This window comes from Yinghuangia sp. YIM S09857, from assembly GCF_051388915.1.
Taxonomy (GTDB): Bacteria; Actinomycetota; Actinomycetes; order Streptomycetales; family Streptomycetaceae; genus Yinghuangia.
This window is the reverse complement of the sequence record NZ_JBPKBH010000028.1, coordinates 23,310-38,318: the sequence shown is the minus strand read 5'-3', so window position 1 is coordinate 38,318 and position 15,009 is coordinate 23,310. Positions and strand designations below refer to the sequence as shown.

Below are 15,009 nucleotides of genomic sequence, written 5' to 3'. Positions count from 1 at the left end.
CGTACGCCCGCCGGTGCCCCGCGCCCCGGCGCGCAGCCCGGTCCCGGCCAGCCGGGTCCGGCCCAGCCCGGTCCCGCGCAGCGCGGCGGCGGCGCGCCCACTCCGGGTGCCCGTCCGGGCCCGCGTCCGAGTGCCGCTCCGGCGTCCGGCGCCCCGCAGACGCCGAGCGCGCCGCGTCCGGCCGCCGCGTCCCCCGGTGCCCCCGCGGCCCGTCCGGGCGCGCGTCCGGGCCAGTCCGGCCCGCGTCCGGGCGGCCAGTCCGGTCCCGGTGGGCGCAGCGGCGCCCCCGGCGGTGCCGGCGCGCGTCCGGCCGCCCCGCGTCCCGCGGGTCCGCGTCCGGGCAACAACCCGTTCACCTCGGGTAGCACGGGCATGCCGCGTCCGCAGGCGCCGGGCGGTCAGCGCCCGGGTCCGGGCGGCGGCCCCGGCGGTCCGCGTCCGGCGGCGCCGGGTGGTCCCGGCGGTCCCCGTCCGGGTGGTTCCGGCGGTCCGGGCGGTCCCCGTCCGGGCGGTTCGGGCGGTCCCGGCGGCCCCCGTCCCAACCCCGGCATGATGCCCAACCGTCCGGCTCCGGGCCCGCGCCCGGGCGGCGGTCCGGGCCGTCCCGGCGGCGGCCCCGGCGGTCGTCCCGGCGGCGGTGCCGGTCGTCCGGGCGGCGGCGGCTTCGCCGGTCGTCCGGCCGGTCCGGGCGGCGGCGGTGCCGGTCGTCCCGGCGGTCCCGGTGGCGGCGGCGGTGCCGGTCGTCCGGGTGGCGGCGGCGGTTTCGCCGGTCGTCCCGGCGGCGGTCGCGGCGGCCCCGGCGGTCGCGGCGGCACGCAGGGCGCCTTCGGTCGTCCGGGCGGTCGTCCCGGCCGTGCCCGCAAGTCGAAGCGCCAGCGTCGCCAAGAGTTCGACAACATGTCGGCTCCCGCGATCGGCGGTGTGCAGGCTCCCCGCGGCAACGGCGGTGTCCTCCGCCTGTCGCGCGGCGCCTCGCTGACCGACTTCGCGGACAAGATCGGCGCGATCCCCGGCTCGCTCGTCCAGATCATGTTCCACCTGGGCAAGATGCTGACCGCCACGCAGTCCTGCTCCGACGAGGACCTGAAGGACCTCGGCGTGGAGCTGGACTGGGACGTGCAGATCGTCAGCCCCGAGGAGGAGGACCGCGAGCTGCTCGAGTCCTTCGACCTCGAATGGGGCGAGGACGAGGGCGACGAGGAGGACCTGCGGCCGCGTCCGCCGGTCGTCACCGTCATGGGCCACGTCGACCACGGCAAGACCCGCCTCCTCGACGCGATCCGCAAGACCAACGTGGTCGCGGGCGAGGCCGGCGGCATCACCCAGCACATCGGCGCCTACCAGGTGTCCACCGAGGTCAACGGCGACGAGCGCAGGATCACGCTCATCGACACCCCGGGCCACGAGGCGTTCACCGCCATGCGTGCCCGTGGTGCGAAGTCGACGGACATCGCGATCCTCGTGGTCGCGGCGGACGACGGCGTCAAGCCGCAGACGATTGAGGCGCTGAACCACGCGCAGGCGGCGGACGTGCCGATCGTGGTCGCGGTCAACAAGATCGACAAGGAAGGCGCGGACCCGACCAAGGTCCGCGGCCAGCTGACCGAGTACGGCCTGGTGGCGGAGGAGTACGGCGGCGAGACCATGTTCGTCGACATCTCCGCCAAGCAGGGGATGGGCATCGACGAGCTGCTGGAGGCGGTCATCCTGACCGCCGACGCGGCGCTGGAGCTCAAGGCCAACCCCGACCAGGAGGCCCAGGGCATCGCGATCGAGGCGCACCTGGACAAGGGCCGCGGCTCCGTCGCGACCGTCCTGGTGCAGCGCGGCACGCTGCGGGTCGGCGACGCGATCGTGGTCGGCGAGTCGTACGGCCGCGTGCGCGCGATGCTCGACGAGAACGGCAACAACGTGGCGGAGGCGGGTCCGGCCCGTCCCGTCCTGGTGCTCGGTCTCACCACGGTGCCCAGCGCCGGTGACAACTTCCTCGTGGTCGAGGAGGAGCGCACCGCCCGCCAGGTGGCCGAGAAGCGTGCCGCGGCCAACCGCAACGCGCTGCTCGCCCGCCGCAACAAGCGGGTGTCGCTGGAGGACCTGGACAGGGCGCTCAAGGAGGGCCAGGTCCAGCAGCTCAACCTCATCCTCAAGGGCGACGTGTCCGGTTCGGTCGAGGCCCTTGAGGACGCGCTGCTCAACCTGGAGGTCGGCGAGGACGTCGAACTGCGGATCATCGACCGCGGCGTCGGCGCGATCACCGAGTCCAACGTCACCCTGGCGGTGGCCTCGGACGCGATCATCATCGGCTTCAACGTCCGGCCGGAGGGCCGGGCGCGGACCATGGCCGAGCGCGAAGGCGTGGACGTCCGGTACTACTCGGTCATCTACCAGGCCATCGAGGAGATCGAGGCCGCGCTCAAGGGCATGCTCAAGCCCGAGTACGAAGAGGTCCAGCTCGGCACGGCGGAGATCCGCGCGGTCTTCCGCTCGTCCAAGCTCGGCAACATCGCGGGCTGCATGGTCACCTCCGGCCAGATGCGCCGCAACGCGAAGGCCCGCCTCATCCGCGATGGTGCGGTTGTCGCCGACAACCTCACCATCGAGGGCCTGCGCCGCGAGAAGGACGACGTCACCGAGGTCCGCGAGGGCTTCGAGTGCGGTATCAACCTCGGGTCGTACAACGACATCAAGGTGGACGACCGCATCGAGACGTTCGAGATCCGCGAGAAGCCCCGGGGCTGACGGCTCCGGCAGTACCGCAACGGGTGCCCTCCGCGTCGACATCGTCGGCGCGGAGGGTTCTCCGTTGCACCGCTCCCTCCCGCGGTCCTCGCCCGGCCGACATGCGGACCGGATCCGTGGGTGGGGGAGCACGCGCGTGTGCGGAAACACCCGCAACACACGCAAGGAACACAACTGCACATCGAACCGTTCAAAATGTGAGCGGCACACCCTGATGGCCCCCGGGCGCCTGGCCCGTGATGCCCGTGTTCGTAGGAACGATCACCCTCGACCTGCTGTTCGGCGACGTGCACTCCCTCAAGGAGAAGCGTTCGCTGCTCCGCCCGATCCTGGCGGATCTCCAGCGCAAGAATGCCGTTGCCGCGGCCGAGGTTGACTATCAGGATCTACATCGGCGCAGCCGGATCGGCCTCGCGGTGGTCTCCGCGACCGTGGACCGGTGCGCCGAGGTGCTGGACGAGTGCGAGCGGCAGGTCGCGGGGCGGCCTGAGCTGCAATTGCTGTCCGCCCGCCGCAGGGTGTTCAGCGAGGACGATTGATAGCCGGGCCTAACGGCCCTCCCAAGTTGGAGGATCAGTGACCGACACCGCGCGGGCGCGCAAACTGGCGGACCGCATCAAGGTCGTGGTGGCCGAGACGCTGGACCGGCGGATCAAGGACCCCCGCCTGGGCTTCGTCACCATCACCGACGCCCGGGTGACCGGCGACCTGCGGGAAGCCACGGTGTTCTACACGGTTTTCGGCGACGAGACCGAGCGCGAGGCCAGCGCCGCGGCGCTGGAGAGTGCCAAGGGCATCCTCCGCAGCGAGGTCGGACGGCAGACCGGCGTGCGCTACACGCCGAGCCTGGCGTTCGTCGCGGACGCCGTTCCGGACAACGCGCGCCAGATCGATGAGCTGCTTGCCAGGGCGCAGGAGGCCGATGCGGCGGTACGCTTCACCGCTGCGGGTGCCAGCTATGCCGGCGACGCGGACCCGTACCGCACTCCGGCCGAGGACGACGACCTCGACGAGGACGGCGGGGACTCCACGAAGGAGGACGAGCAGCGTTGAACCCCACGGTGTCGGCGGCCGGAATCCCGGGCCCCACGAAGGCGATGGACCAGCGCGGCGCCTCGGCGCCCCCGTCCGCCCTGCCCGCGGGGCCGCCGACACCGCCGGGCGAACGGGACTGGGACGAGGTGGCCGCGCTGGTGGCCACCGCGTCCCGCATCGACCTGCTCGCCCACATCAGCCCCGACGGCGACGCGCTCGGCTCGGCCCTCGCGGTCGGCCTCGCGCTGCGGGCGCAGGGCCGCGACGTGCACGTGTCGTACGGGGACGACCCGCTCGTCGTCCCGGCCTCGCTCACCTTCCTGCCGGGCCTGGACATGCTGGTGCCGCCCGCCGAACTGCCGGACCGGCCGGACCTGGTGATCGTCTTCGACACCGCGGCCAGCGCCCGGCTCGGCCTTCTCGAGGCCAAGGCCAAGGCCGCGCGGGCGCTCGTGGTCGTCGACCACCACGCGTCCAGCACGCGCTTCGGCACCCACCACCTGATCGACGTGACGGCCCCGGCCACCGCGGTGCTCGCCGAGGAACTGGTGCGCCGCGTCGGCGGCACTCTGACCGCCGAGGTCGCCACCGCTCTCTACACCGGCCTGGTCACCGACACCGGGTCGTTCAAGTACGCCGCGACGACCCCCGAGACCCACGCGATGGCGGCTCGCCTGCTGGCCACCGGCATTCCGCACGACCTCATCTCGCGCGCCATCTGGGACACGTGCCGGTTCGGCTACCTCAAGGTGCTGTCCGCCGCCCTCGCCGCGGCCCGCCTCGAACCCGCGGCGGCGGGCGGCCTGGGCCTGGTGTGGACCGTGGTCACGCGCGCCGACCGGGCCGAGTACGGGGTGCGTCTCGACGAGATCGAGGGCGTCATCGACGTCGTCCGCAAGAGCGCCGAAGCCGAAATCGCGCTGGTGCTCAAGGAGGACGACAAGGGCCGCGTCCAGGTGTCCGCGCGTTCCAAGGGCCGCGTCGACCTGGGCGGCGTGTGCGCGGCGCTGGGGGGCGGCGGACACGCGTACGCGGCCGGGTACACCGCCGCCGACGAGCCGCTGGACGCGGTGATGGACCGCTTCCGGGCGCAATTGGAGGCCGCTGTCGTCGAGGCGCGGCGCCGGGACGAGGGGTCGGCCTGACCGGAACCGCCCGACCGCCTGCCCTTGCCCGTCCGAACGTCCCGTAGAAAGCCCGCCCGGAACCCACATGAGCAAGCCACGCCGCAACGCCGGTCCTCCGCCCCCCGACGGCCTCGTCATCGTCGACAAGCCCGCGGGCCTCACCTCGCACGACGTCGTCGGCCGCATGCGCCGCATCGCCGGCACGCGGCGGGTGGGCCACGCCGGGACCCTCGACCCGATGGCCACCGGTGTCCTGGTCATCGGCATCGAGAAGGCCACGCGCCTGCTGGGCCACCTCGCACTGACGGAGAAGACGTACGAGGCGACGATCCGCCTCGGCCAGGCCACCGTCACCGACGACGCCGAGGGCGAGGTGACCGCGACCGCGTCCGCGGGCGGGGTGACGCGCGAGGCCGTGGACGCCGGCATCGCCGGGCTGACCGGCGCCATCATGCAGGTTCCGTCGAAGGTGTCGGCGATCAAGGTCGACGGCAAGCGCTCCTACGCGCGCGTGCGACAGGGCGAGGAAGTCGAGCTCGCCGCGCGGCCGGTGACCGTCTCCCGGTTCGACGTGCACGACATGCGGCGGGACGCGGACCTCGTCGACCTGGACGTCACCGTCACGTGCTCGTCCGGCACGTACATCCGCGCGCTGGCCCGGGACCTGGGCGCGCACCTGGGCGTGGGCGGGCACCTCACGATGCTGCGCCGCACCGCGGTCGGCCCGTACGGGATCGACGGCGCGCGCACCCTGGAGCAGTTGGAGGAGTCCTTCTCCGTGCTGCCCATCGCCGACGCCGCGGCCGCGGCCTTCCCGCGCCGGGACGTCACCGCCGACGAAGCCCGCCTGGTGGCCCATGGCGGCCGCCTGAAGGCCGAGGGGAAGGCCGAGGGGGCGGCGGACGGGCCCGTGGCCGTCTTCGCCCCCGACGGCGCCTTCCTGGCCCTCGTGGAGGAGAAGCAGGGGCAGGCCAAGCCCATCGCGGTGTTCGTCGGCTGAACCGGCCCGGCCCCGGCGACCCGCGGGAGGCCGGGCCCGATCGAGCGCGCCGGTCGGCGCATGGCAGGCTTGGTCCTGCGGCGGTCCCCGGTGCCGCGGGATTCCCTTCGAGGGAAGGCCCGGGCGGCGGTCCCAGGGCAACCGCCACAGGTACGGTCGCAGGAACCGTCACAGGAACAAGGAGCGGTCAGGTGCAGCGCTGGCGTGGCTTGGAGGATGTCCCATCCGATTGGGGCCGTTCCGTTGTCACCATCGGGTCCTACGACGGTGTGCACCGCGGGCACCAGCGCGTGATCGGCCAGGCCGTGGAGATCGCCCGCGAGCGCGGAATCCCGTCGGTCGTGGTCACATTCGACCCGCACCCGAGTGAGGTGGTACGCCCCGGCAGCCACCCTCCGCTGCTCGCGCCTCACCACCGGCGCGCCCGGCTGATGGCCGATCTCGGCGTCGACGCGGTGCTGATCCTGCCCTTCACGCTGGAGTTCTCGCGGCTGGACGCGTCCGACTTCGTGCGCCAGGTGCTGGTCGACGCGCTGCACGCCCAGGTCGTGGTCGAGGGAGCCAACTTCCGCTTCGGCCACAAGGCCACCGGCAACGTCGAACTGCTCGAACGCCTCGGGGAGCAGTACGACTTCACCGTCGTCGAGCCGGAGCTCTTCACCGACGGCGACCGGGTGTTCTCCTCGACCGTCGTGCGCGGGCTGGTGGCGGACGGCGACGTGGACGGGGCCCGGGAAGTGCTCGGCCGCCCGCACCGTGTCGAGGGCGTCGTGGTGCGCGGCGACCAGCGCGGACGCGAACTCGGGTACCCCACGGCCAATCTGGAGACCCTGCCCTACACCGCGATCCCCGGCGACGGCGTGTACGCGGGCTGGCTCGTCATCGACGACGAGCGGCTGCCGGCCGCGATCTCGGTCGGCAGCAACCCGACGTTCGACGGGACGGAGCGGCGGGTCGAGGCGTACGCGATCGACCGGACCGACCTGGATCTGTACGGCGTGCACGTGAGCGTCGAATTCCTGGCCTGGCTGCGCGGCATGGAGAAGTTCGACTCGATCGACGCCCTGCTGGAGCGTATGGCCGACGACGTGAAGCGGGCTCGCGACCTCGTGGACGCTTACGACTCCGCGGCTGCGTGAGGCGCTGAGCGCGGGTAACTGCCTTTGATGCGGGTGGCGTTGCCGCCGCACGACGGACCACGGCGAAGGGCTCCCACCGGAAATGGTGGGAGCCCTTCGTTGTGTCGCGAGCTGTGGGTCAGCCTTGTTGCGGGGGTTGTTGCTGCTGCTGGTGTTCGTGTTGTTGCGGTGCCTGCGGCTGGCCTGGTTGCGGTTGCGGCTGTTGCGGTTGTTGGTACTGCGGTGCGGCGTCCTGCTGTTGCGGCCAGGGCTGTCCGGCGTACGGCGGCTGCTGGGCCGGGTAGGGCTGGGCGTACTGCTGCTGCCCGGAAGGCTGGCCCTGGTACTGGCCCTGGTACTGGCCCGGGTGTTGGCCCTGCTCGGGCTGCGGGTGCTGGGCCTGTTGCTGGGTCTGCTGCGGAGGCTGTTGCTGGTACGGCTGCTGCGGCCACGGCTGCCCCTGGGCGGCGTACTGCTGCTGCGCGGGCGCCCAGGCGTTTTGCAGCCACGGCTCGTCGGTCGGCGCGGTGCGGCCGAAGTCCTCGGCGACCAGCGCCGCGAGCTCGAAGTACGCCTCGCGCGTCTTCGGCCGCATCAGGTCCAGGTCCAACTCCGCGCCGGCCGACAGGTGTTCGTCGAACGGTACGACGACCACCGCGCGGCAGCGCGTCTCGAAGTGCGCGACTATGTCCTCGGTCTTGACGACCCGGCCGCTCTCGCGCACACCGGAGATGACGGTGATGCTGCGTTCGACGAGGTCCGAATAGCCGTGCGCCACCAGCCAGTCGAGTGTGGTGCTGGCGCTCGTCGCGCCGTCCACGCTCGGGGTGCTGATCACGATCAACTGGTGGGCCAGGTCCAGGACTCCGCGCATCGCGCTGTAGAGCAGGCCGGTCCCCGAGTCGGTCAGGATGATCGGGTACTGCTTGCCGAGCACGTCGATCACGGCCCGGTAGTCCGCGTCGTCGAACGTCGTGGAGACCGCCGGGTCGACGTCGTTGGCCAGGATTTCGAGGCCGCTGGTCGCCTGCGAGGTGAAGCGGCGTATGTCCATGTAGCTGTGCAGGCGCGGGAGCGCGGTCACCAGGTCACGGATCGTGGCGCCCGTCTCGCGTCGCACGCGGCGGCCGAGGGTGCCAGCGTCCGGGTTGGCGTCGATGGCGATCACACGGTCCTGGCGCTCGGTCGCGAGGGTCGCGCCGAGGGCCGTGGTGGTCGTGGTCTTGCCGACGCCGCCCTTGAGGCTGATGACGGCGATGCGGTAGCAGTCCAGGACGGGTGTGCGGATGCGCGCAAGCCGTTCGGCACGGGCGGCCTCGGCGGCCCGCCCGCCGATCCGGAAGCGCGAGCCGGTCCGCTTCGCCTGCGGTTGGCGGCGCAGGAGGCGGTCCGAACTCAGCTCCACAGCGGCGGTGTAGCCCAGCGGGGCACCCCCGACCGTGCGCTGCGGGGCGGCGGAGGGGTCGGGACCCCAGGCCATGTTCGGTGCCTGGGGGGATTGGGCCGCCTGGGCCGCTTGCGGCTGGGCTGCGTGCGGGGGCTGTCCGTGTTGGGCCGGCTGGCCTTGCTGGGGCTGCTGGGGTTGTTGGGCTTGCTGCGGTTGTTGGGCTTGCCGGCCGGACGCTCCGGGGTGGCCGGGCTGTTCGGGGTGACCCGGTTGTGGGGCGTGGCCGGGTTGGCCCACCTGGCCGGGGCCGCCGGGTTGCCCGGGCTGACTCTGGTGCCCAGGCTGACCCGGCTGCGGGTAGGCCAACGGGGCGCCCTGCGGCGGCGCCAGCGGGCCTTGGCCGTACGGTGCGGCCGACGCGTCGTCGGGCACCGCTTGTGCCGGTGCCGGTGCCGGTGCCTGCGCCTGCGGGGGTACGCCCGGGCCCGAGCCGTCGCCCTGCGGCGGCACCGACGCCGGGGCTCCCTGAGCGGGTGCCTGCCAGGCGCCGCCGGTACCGGGCCGGCCGTGCGCGGGCTCGGCCCGACCGCCTTGCGGGAACGGGGCGTTCGGAGCGTTCGGTGCGACCGGGGCCGCGGAGGCGCCTTGCGTCCCGCCGGGGTTCTGCGGGTACCCGGGCTGCTGCGGCTGACCGTGTTGCTGTGCGTACCCCGGCTGCGGGGCGGCGCCCGGGGCCTGCGGGGCGTACTGGCCGGGCTGCGATCCGGACGGGACGCCAGGGGCCTGCGGGTTCTGCCCCGGGATCGGCTGCCCGGGGTAGGGCGGCTGCCCGTACTGCGGAACACCCGGACCTGATCCGCCGGGACCCTGCGGCGGGACGTACGGGCCCTGCTGCTGCGGGTCGAACTGCCCTGCCGCAGCGGCGGGCTGTGCGTACTGCGGCGGCTGGGCCCCGGGTACGCCGCTGTCCGTCCCGGGCCGACCGGCAGCGAACTGCGGTCCGGGCGCGTGGTGTTCGGGCGTACCACCGCTTGCGGGCACCGATGCGGGGGCGGGCGGGCTCCACGGCTGCGCGGCGCCGGGGTTGGAACCCAGCCCGGAATGGGGCTCGTTCGCGCTGTCGTCCGTCTCGGCGGCCGCAGGTGGCTCCTCGTCGTCGGACGGGGGCTCGTCGGCCGGAGACGTCTCGGTCGGCGGCTCCGGCGTGGAGTCGGCCTCGGACGCGTCCGTCGCCTCGCCCGAACTCGCATCACTCGCAGGTTCCGTGTCCCTGAAGAGTTCGCGGAGCGCGTCGCGGTCGGCGCTGGTGTAGACGTTGCCTTCCGCTACGTCGGCTTCCGCTTCCGCGGCGTCCGTCGTGTCGGCTTCGGGGTCCGCGGCCTCGGTGTCGGCGGCGTCCTCGTGTCCGGGCTCGATCGCGGACGCGTGCGGGTCGACGTCCGTCGCGTCGGGTGCCTTCTCCCGTTCCAGACTCACCCCGCCGAGGCGCGGTTCGGCGTCCTGGGCGTCGTCACCGGGAGGCTCGGGGGTCGACTCCGGCTCATTCTCGGGCTCGGCGTCCGCGGCCTCCGCGCGCGGCGTCCAGTTCCCGGCCCAGGGCGAATCGGCGGGCGGCTGCTCGTCGTCGGACTGCCCGTCGTTCGCCTGCCCATCGTCGGACTGCACGTCGTGCGGTCGCGCGGCGTGCGGCTGTGGGGGAGGGAACGCACTCAGGTCAGGGCGTGGCGTGTAGAGGGGCGAGGGCTCGCCGTACTGGTCGTACGGCGTCTGCGCCGGCGGCGCGTACGGGTGCCCGCCCGCCTCCGGCGCAGGCTGCTGTTGCGGGACGTAGGTGCCGGGTGCCTGCTGCTGCCAGTCCTGCTGACCGTACGGCGACTCGTACTGCGGGGCTTGCTGCGGCTGTTGGTACCCGGGGTTGGGCGCGGGCGACGGCGCCGGGGCCGAGCCCGAGCGGTACCAGTGGTCCTGCCCCCCGTCCTGCCCCGGCGGCGTCCACGAGGGAACCGCGGGCGGCTGCGGCGGAATGACCGGTGGGGTGGTCGGGCGCGGCGGGGCACCGGGCGGCAGCGGCCCGCCCTGGTATCCCGGGGGAGGCGGCATGTCATCCGTTATGCGTGGCAGCAGGCGCGTGGGGCCCTGGTTGTCCGGATGGGCGGGGGACGGTTCCTGCGGGTGGTCGCTCGCGTCGAACGGCTCGTGCTGCCCGGCCTGGCCCGCCTGTTCCTCGGGACGTCCTTGGTCTGCCACGTATCCCTGCTCCTCCGCGCGGCCTTGGCTCTCCGCATGTCCGTGTCCGGCGGCGTGCGCGGCTCCCCCCGCGGGAGACGCGACCTCCGGCGGCGTCCAACTGAGCGGCGGAGCGGCATCGGCGCCGAAGCGGCCGGGCGTGTCCGGACGCCGGCTCTCCGTCACCTCGTCGGGCGCGACCGGGCCCACGTACGGCGGAGGTCCTTGCAGCGGTTCGCCGCTGGGTGCGGGCATCGCCGCGACGGAGCCGTGCCCCGAGGACTGCCCGTACCACGAGGGCATGGTGAAGTCAGGGCCCGACCACTCCTCTTCCTCGTCCGTCGGGGTCTCGACGTGTGTGCCGTCCTGCTCGCTGCTCACCGCTGGTCCTTCCGATCATCCGGAGGATGTCGGGGTCCTGCCCCCAGGTCCCGCCTCCGGCCGCCCGGGCCATGTCCCCGTTTTCGGTCGCGGGGAGCCCCAGACTATTCAACCCGGGGCGCGGAGTCCCGGGTCGGCCGCCGAGCGCGGGAGATCCCTCAGTCCAGGCGCCTCGGCGGGCCCAGGAACGCGGCCTCGGCCTGGGTCGGGGTGAGCAGGACGTACCTCCGTGTGCGCCCCGTGCACCACAGCGTGAGCTCGTCGGCGAGGGAGGGCAGCGCCGCGCCGTCCGCGTCGGAGAGCCGGAGCGCGCGGGCGGCGGCGTCGGCCTCGACCGGGGACACGCGCTGGAGTCCCACCAGGTCGGCGTCGGCGAGGCGGCCCGCGAGCCGGGGGTCGAGGAAGGGCAGCAGAGTGAGGGTCGTCTGCCATGGCGTCGCGGCGAGGCGGTTGCGCGGTGGCCGGGCGCCGCAGTCGCGGATGACCAGGACGGGGCCGGCCGAGGACGGGCCTTGGGGGCCGAGCCTGCCCACGGGGTGGACGGTGACGCACTGTTGGCCGCCCCCGGCTTGCCGGGCCATGGGCGACCAAAGATGCGGGCGCCCGGATTCGATGGCCACGCGCGCGCCGATCGCGGCGGCGCGCAGGGCGATGACCTGGATGAGGTAGGCGCCGCCGACGAAGGAGATTTCGTACGGTTCGGGGCGGAACAGCCCGAGAACCGCCGGTGTGCGCTCCTGGTCGACGCCCACCACGATGCCGTCGTCGCTCACCGGCATTGCCAGCGCGCCCAGTTGCTCGACCGTCAGCGCGTGGCGTTCGAGGCGGGGCCCGGCCGCCCGTAGTCCGCCGATCATCAGGTGTGCCCTCCCAGCGGAAGAGTGGCGACCAGGCCGGGCTGCTGCTCCCAGTCGAGCCGGGTGAGACCCACGCGCAGTGCGCGGGCCCGCGCCTCAAGTCGCTGTGCGGCCCGGTCCAGTTCGTCCGAGGAGCGGGCCGAGACCCGCAGGTGGCCGGTGAGCCCCACCGAACCGCCGCCGCCCTGCTCCGCGGTCAGCGAGAAGGTCGTGGCCAGTCCGGGTGTGCCGGTGAGCGCGCCGACGAGGTCGGGCGTACTGCCGCGGGAGAGGCGCGGCCAGCGGGAGATCCAGTACGTGGTGTGCCACCTGTCGTCGCAGCGCCAGGCGTGGCGTGTCTCGACGGTCCGGGGTCCGCTGCGTCCGCTGCGGCGGACCGTGGGATTGGCTCCGCAGGCGGTGAACATCGCCTGCACCAAAGCGGGTTCGTCGAGGATGCGGCAGTCGAGGCCGGACTGTCCAAGTGTCGCCCGCAGTTGGTTTACGGCACGGAGCAATGTGCGTTGGGCGCCTTCGAGTCCGCCGCCTCGCGCGGCGACGGCCGTTGCGCAGTGCTCGGGCACCAGGCGGAGAGCGATCCAGGTCCGGCGAACCGCGGGCACGTCCAGGCTCTCGCGGTCGCGCAGTTCGGTGTACGAGCGCGACGCGAGGGCTTCCGGCGGCAAGTGCGGTGCGGGCGCGGGCTGGCTGTGCTGCACGATCTGCGCGGACGCGAGGGCGACGTCGTCGATACGCAGTGCCTGGGCCACGGCGGCCAGCGGTAGTGGGCGGCGTGCGCGGCGCGGGCGGAGCGGCTCGTCGGGGGCCTCGACCAGCATGACGGCGGTCAGGAACGTCCCGTCGCCCGCCATGCCGACCGGACGCCGCGTGCGGTCCGTCGCCGTGCCGAAGGCCAGGTCGGGCAGGCACTCGTGCACCGGCGACAGGTCCGGATCGGAGCCGTTCTGCGGTGTCCCCTGCGGGAGTTGGGCGGTGGCGCGGGCGTTGCGGCGATTGCGGAAGCCGAGCAGGATGCCGGGCCACACGGCGAGCCTTCGGCCCCGGTAGCGCACGAGGGTCCCGGCGAGCAGAAGCGCGGCGGCGAGGGCGCCCGGAACCACCAGGCTCTTGTTGGTCGCAAGCGGCCACGCGACCAACAGCACGGCGAGTTCGACGGCCACCAGTTGCTGGACGAGTACCGCGCCCATGCGTCCGGGACGTGTCTGTATGTGCGGAGTCGCGCTTCCGCGCGCGGGTCCTGTGGTGCCGGATGCCGGCGCGGACCGCACTGCGGGCGCTGCCGTCGGGCGCGATTGCGGAGGTGCGGAAACAGCCACCTTGGTACATCCCCCTGAGTGCAACGGCGCGGCGGTGGACCAACGCGTCGGATGCGGAACACCGTACGGTACGGGCGCCCCGCCGTGCGCGGAAGCCCGTGCGCCACGCGCCGGGCTGTGGCGGGCACTTCGGCGAACCGACACCGCGGCATTCCTGCGGCCCCCGGGCTCGGCGCCGCCGAAGATGCGTGGCATGCCGACCGCATGGTTGAGTACGCTGCCGCACGCCAATCGTCGAAACGGGGAGAACGATGGCATCGCGCCGTGAACAACTGGACGCGTACAACTTCGCGCGCCGCCGCCTGGTCGCCGGGTTCCTGCAACCCGTGCAGGCGGGCGGCTCCGAGGAGAAGGCGCCGCGGCCCTTCCGCGCGATTCTGCCGGGCATCATCGTGGGCGCGCTCATCCTCACCGCGTTCGGCGTCTACGGGCTGATCAGGCCCGGTGTGCCACCGGGTTGGAAGAACAAGGGCAGCCTGATAGTCGGGCGGGATTCGGCGAGCCGTTACGTCTACCTCGAAGGCAAGTTGCACCCCGTCCTCAACATCGCCTCGGGCCGACTCCTGCTGGACCCCGGCAAGTTCAAGGTGAACCTGGTCCCGGAGAAGGCCCTCAACAGCGTCGACCACGGTGCCCCGCTGGGCATCCCGGAGGCACCCGACCGGCTCCCGTCCGCGAAGGAGGTCCGCCGGACGAAGACCTGGACGGTGTGCGAGCGCCCGCTCGTGACCGCCGACCACCGCGTCGACGCCAACGGGAAGCCGCAGCGCAGCCTGTTCATCGGCGCCGCGCCGAAGTCCGGTGTCCTGCAAGGCGCCGAGGCGCTGTTCGTGAAGCAGCACGAGGACAAGGCGGAGGATGCGGCGAAGGCGCCGTCGTTCGTGGTGCAGAACGGGCGCGCGTACAAGATCGCCAGCAACCAGGTGCGCACCGTCCTCGCCCTCGACGCGGTCAAGCCCCAGATGGTGACCAAGGAGTGGCTGGACACCCTGGAGCCGGGCCAGGACATCGACTTCCCGACGATCCCGAACTACGGGACGCGCGCGGACATCGACATCCCCGAGCAATTCCGCACGGTCGGCACGGTGTTGCAGGCGGAGAGCAACGGCCAGCATTACGTCGTGGCCGAGGACGCGGTGCTGCCGGTGAGCCCGATGGTGGCCGCGCTGATGCGGGAGCGGCCGGACGCGCGGGACAAGGTCTACAAGGACCGCCCGCCGACCGTGTTCCCGGTGGCGGTGAGCGAGTTGGGGGCGACGATCAGCCAGGGCACGCCGTACGCCGCGGAGAAGGGTTGGCCCGCGGAACTGCCGCAGACCGTCAATCGCGTCGAGGCGGCGGTGGACAAGGGCCGTACGACACTGTGCAACACGTATACCGGGACCTACAGCGGCGGCGTGGCGCAGACGCAGCAGTCCGCGTGGACCGCGCTTCCCGAGCGTCTGGTGGACGGTATGGGCGGCGTGTACGTCGAGCCGGGCGCGGGCGCGCTGATCCGCGAGGTGACGGGACGCGACGACGACAAGACCGGCATCGTCTTCCTGATCACCGACGCGGGGCTGCGACACCAGATCGTGAACGATCCGCCCAGGGACGGCGGTGCGGCGCCCGCGCCGGGCGCCGACAGCGAGGCCAAGATCCGCCTCGGCTACAAGGGAGTCGAGCCGACACCTGTGCCGAGGTCGTGGACGGAACTGATGCCGGTGAGCGTCCCGCTCAGCGTGGATGCCGCACGGAACCCGCAAACATCTTGACCTGCAAGGAAATTGACGTTGCGTCAGTTAGTGGCGGCCGAGGTTCCGGTTGTCGGATTTCCACGACTC

Annotated in this window: 10 protein-coding genes; 7 read left to right on the top strand and 3 right to left on the bottom strand. The window is 73.1% G+C overall.

The genetic code is table 11. The features are described from left to right. The 6 genes from infB to ACRX5S_RS37275 form a co-directional block, all read left to right on the top strand. Nucleotides 1-2,739 (top strand): translation initiation factor IF-2 (gene infB, locus ACRX5S_RS37300; RefSeq protein ID WP_436777692.1); only part of this gene is annotated, 2,739 nt, incomplete at its 5' end. A 245-nt stretch (nt 2,740-2,984) separates the two neighbouring features. Beyond that, nucleotides 2,985-3,278 (top strand): DUF503 domain-containing protein, encoded by a 294-nt coding sequence (locus ACRX5S_RS37295; RefSeq protein WP_436777691.1) that lies wholly within the window; start codon nt 2,985-2,987, stop codon nt 3,276-3,278. Between the two features lie 37 nt (nt 3,279-3,315). Then, nucleotides 3,316-3,792: a 30S ribosome-binding factor RbfA gene (gene rbfA, locus ACRX5S_RS37290; RefSeq protein WP_358353921.1), complete on the top strand. Its 477-nt coding sequence runs from the start codon at nt 3,316-3,318 to the stop codon at nt 3,790-3,792. Beyond that, complete coding sequence (locus tag ACRX5S_RS37285; RefSeq protein WP_436777690.1) at nt 3,789-4,919, top strand: DHH family phosphoesterase; 1,131 nt, start codon at nt 3,789-3,791, stop codon at nt 4,917-4,919. Before rbfA ends, ACRX5S_RS37285 begins: the two co-directional genes overlap by 4 nt. 67 nt (nt 4,920-4,986) lie before the next feature. Continuing rightward, nucleotides 4,987-5,901, top strand: a complete 915-nt coding sequence (gene truB, locus ACRX5S_RS37280) for a tRNA pseudouridine(55) synthase TruB (protein ID WP_436777689.1) — start codon at nt 4,987-4,989, stop codon at nt 5,899-5,901. Between the two features lie 191 nt (nt 5,902-6,092). Next, nucleotides 6,093-7,040: a bifunctional riboflavin kinase/FAD synthetase gene (locus ACRX5S_RS37275; RefSeq protein WP_436777688.1), complete on the top strand. Its 948-nt coding sequence runs from the start codon at nt 6,093-6,095 to the stop codon at nt 7,038-7,040. 118 nt (nt 7,041-7,158) lie between these two features. Here the strand turns inward: ACRX5S_RS37275 and ACRX5S_RS37270 are convergent, their stop codons facing one another. The 3 genes from ACRX5S_RS37270 to eccE form a co-directional block, all read right to left on the bottom strand. Then, entirely contained in the window at nt 7,159-11,013 is a 3,855-nt protein-coding gene (locus ACRX5S_RS37270) for an AAA family ATPase (RefSeq protein ID WP_436777687.1), read from the bottom strand. Between the two features lie 158 nt (nt 11,014-11,171). Further along, the gene (locus tag ACRX5S_RS37265) at nt 11,172-11,870 is read right to left on the bottom strand and encodes a hypothetical protein (RefSeq protein ID WP_436777686.1); all 699 of its coding nucleotides are present in this window, start codon (nt 11,868-11,870) and stop codon (nt 11,172-11,174) included. Continuing rightward, complete coding sequence (gene eccE / locus ACRX5S_RS37260; protein WP_436777685.1) at nt 11,870-13,057, bottom strand: type VII secretion protein EccE; 1,188 nt, start codon at nt 13,055-13,057, stop codon at nt 11,870-11,872. Before eccE ends, ACRX5S_RS37265 begins: the two co-directional genes overlap by 1 nt. A gap of 380 nt (nt 13,058-13,437) precedes the next feature. Between eccE and eccB the strand changes: the two genes are divergently transcribed. Beyond that, nucleotides 13,438-14,940 carry a type VII secretion protein EccB gene (eccB, locus tag ACRX5S_RS37255; RefSeq protein ID WP_436777684.1) on the top strand — a complete coding sequence of 501 codons (1,503 nt, stop codon included), beginning with the start codon at nt 13,438-13,440 and terminating at the stop codon, nt 14,938-14,940. Nucleotides 14,941-15,009: the final 69 nt, after the last annotated feature.

Bases quoted from the DNA above. Each gene is read 5' to 3' on its own strand.
- truB (WP_436777689.1), top strand. From the start codon at position 4,987: ATGAGCAAGCCACGCCGCAACGCCGGTCCTCCGCCCCCCGACGGCCTC.
- ACRX5S_RS37265 (WP_436777686.1), bottom strand. From the start codon at position 11,870: ATGATCGGCGGACTACGGGCGGCCGGGCCCCGCCTCGAACGCCACGCG.
- eccE (WP_436777685.1), bottom strand. From the start codon at position 13,057: ATGGGCGCGGTACTCGTCCAGCAACTGGTGGCCGTCGAACTCGCCGTG.
- eccB (WP_436777684.1), top strand. From the start codon at position 13,438: ATGGCATCGCGCCGTGAACAACTGGACGCGTACAACTTCGCGCGCCGC.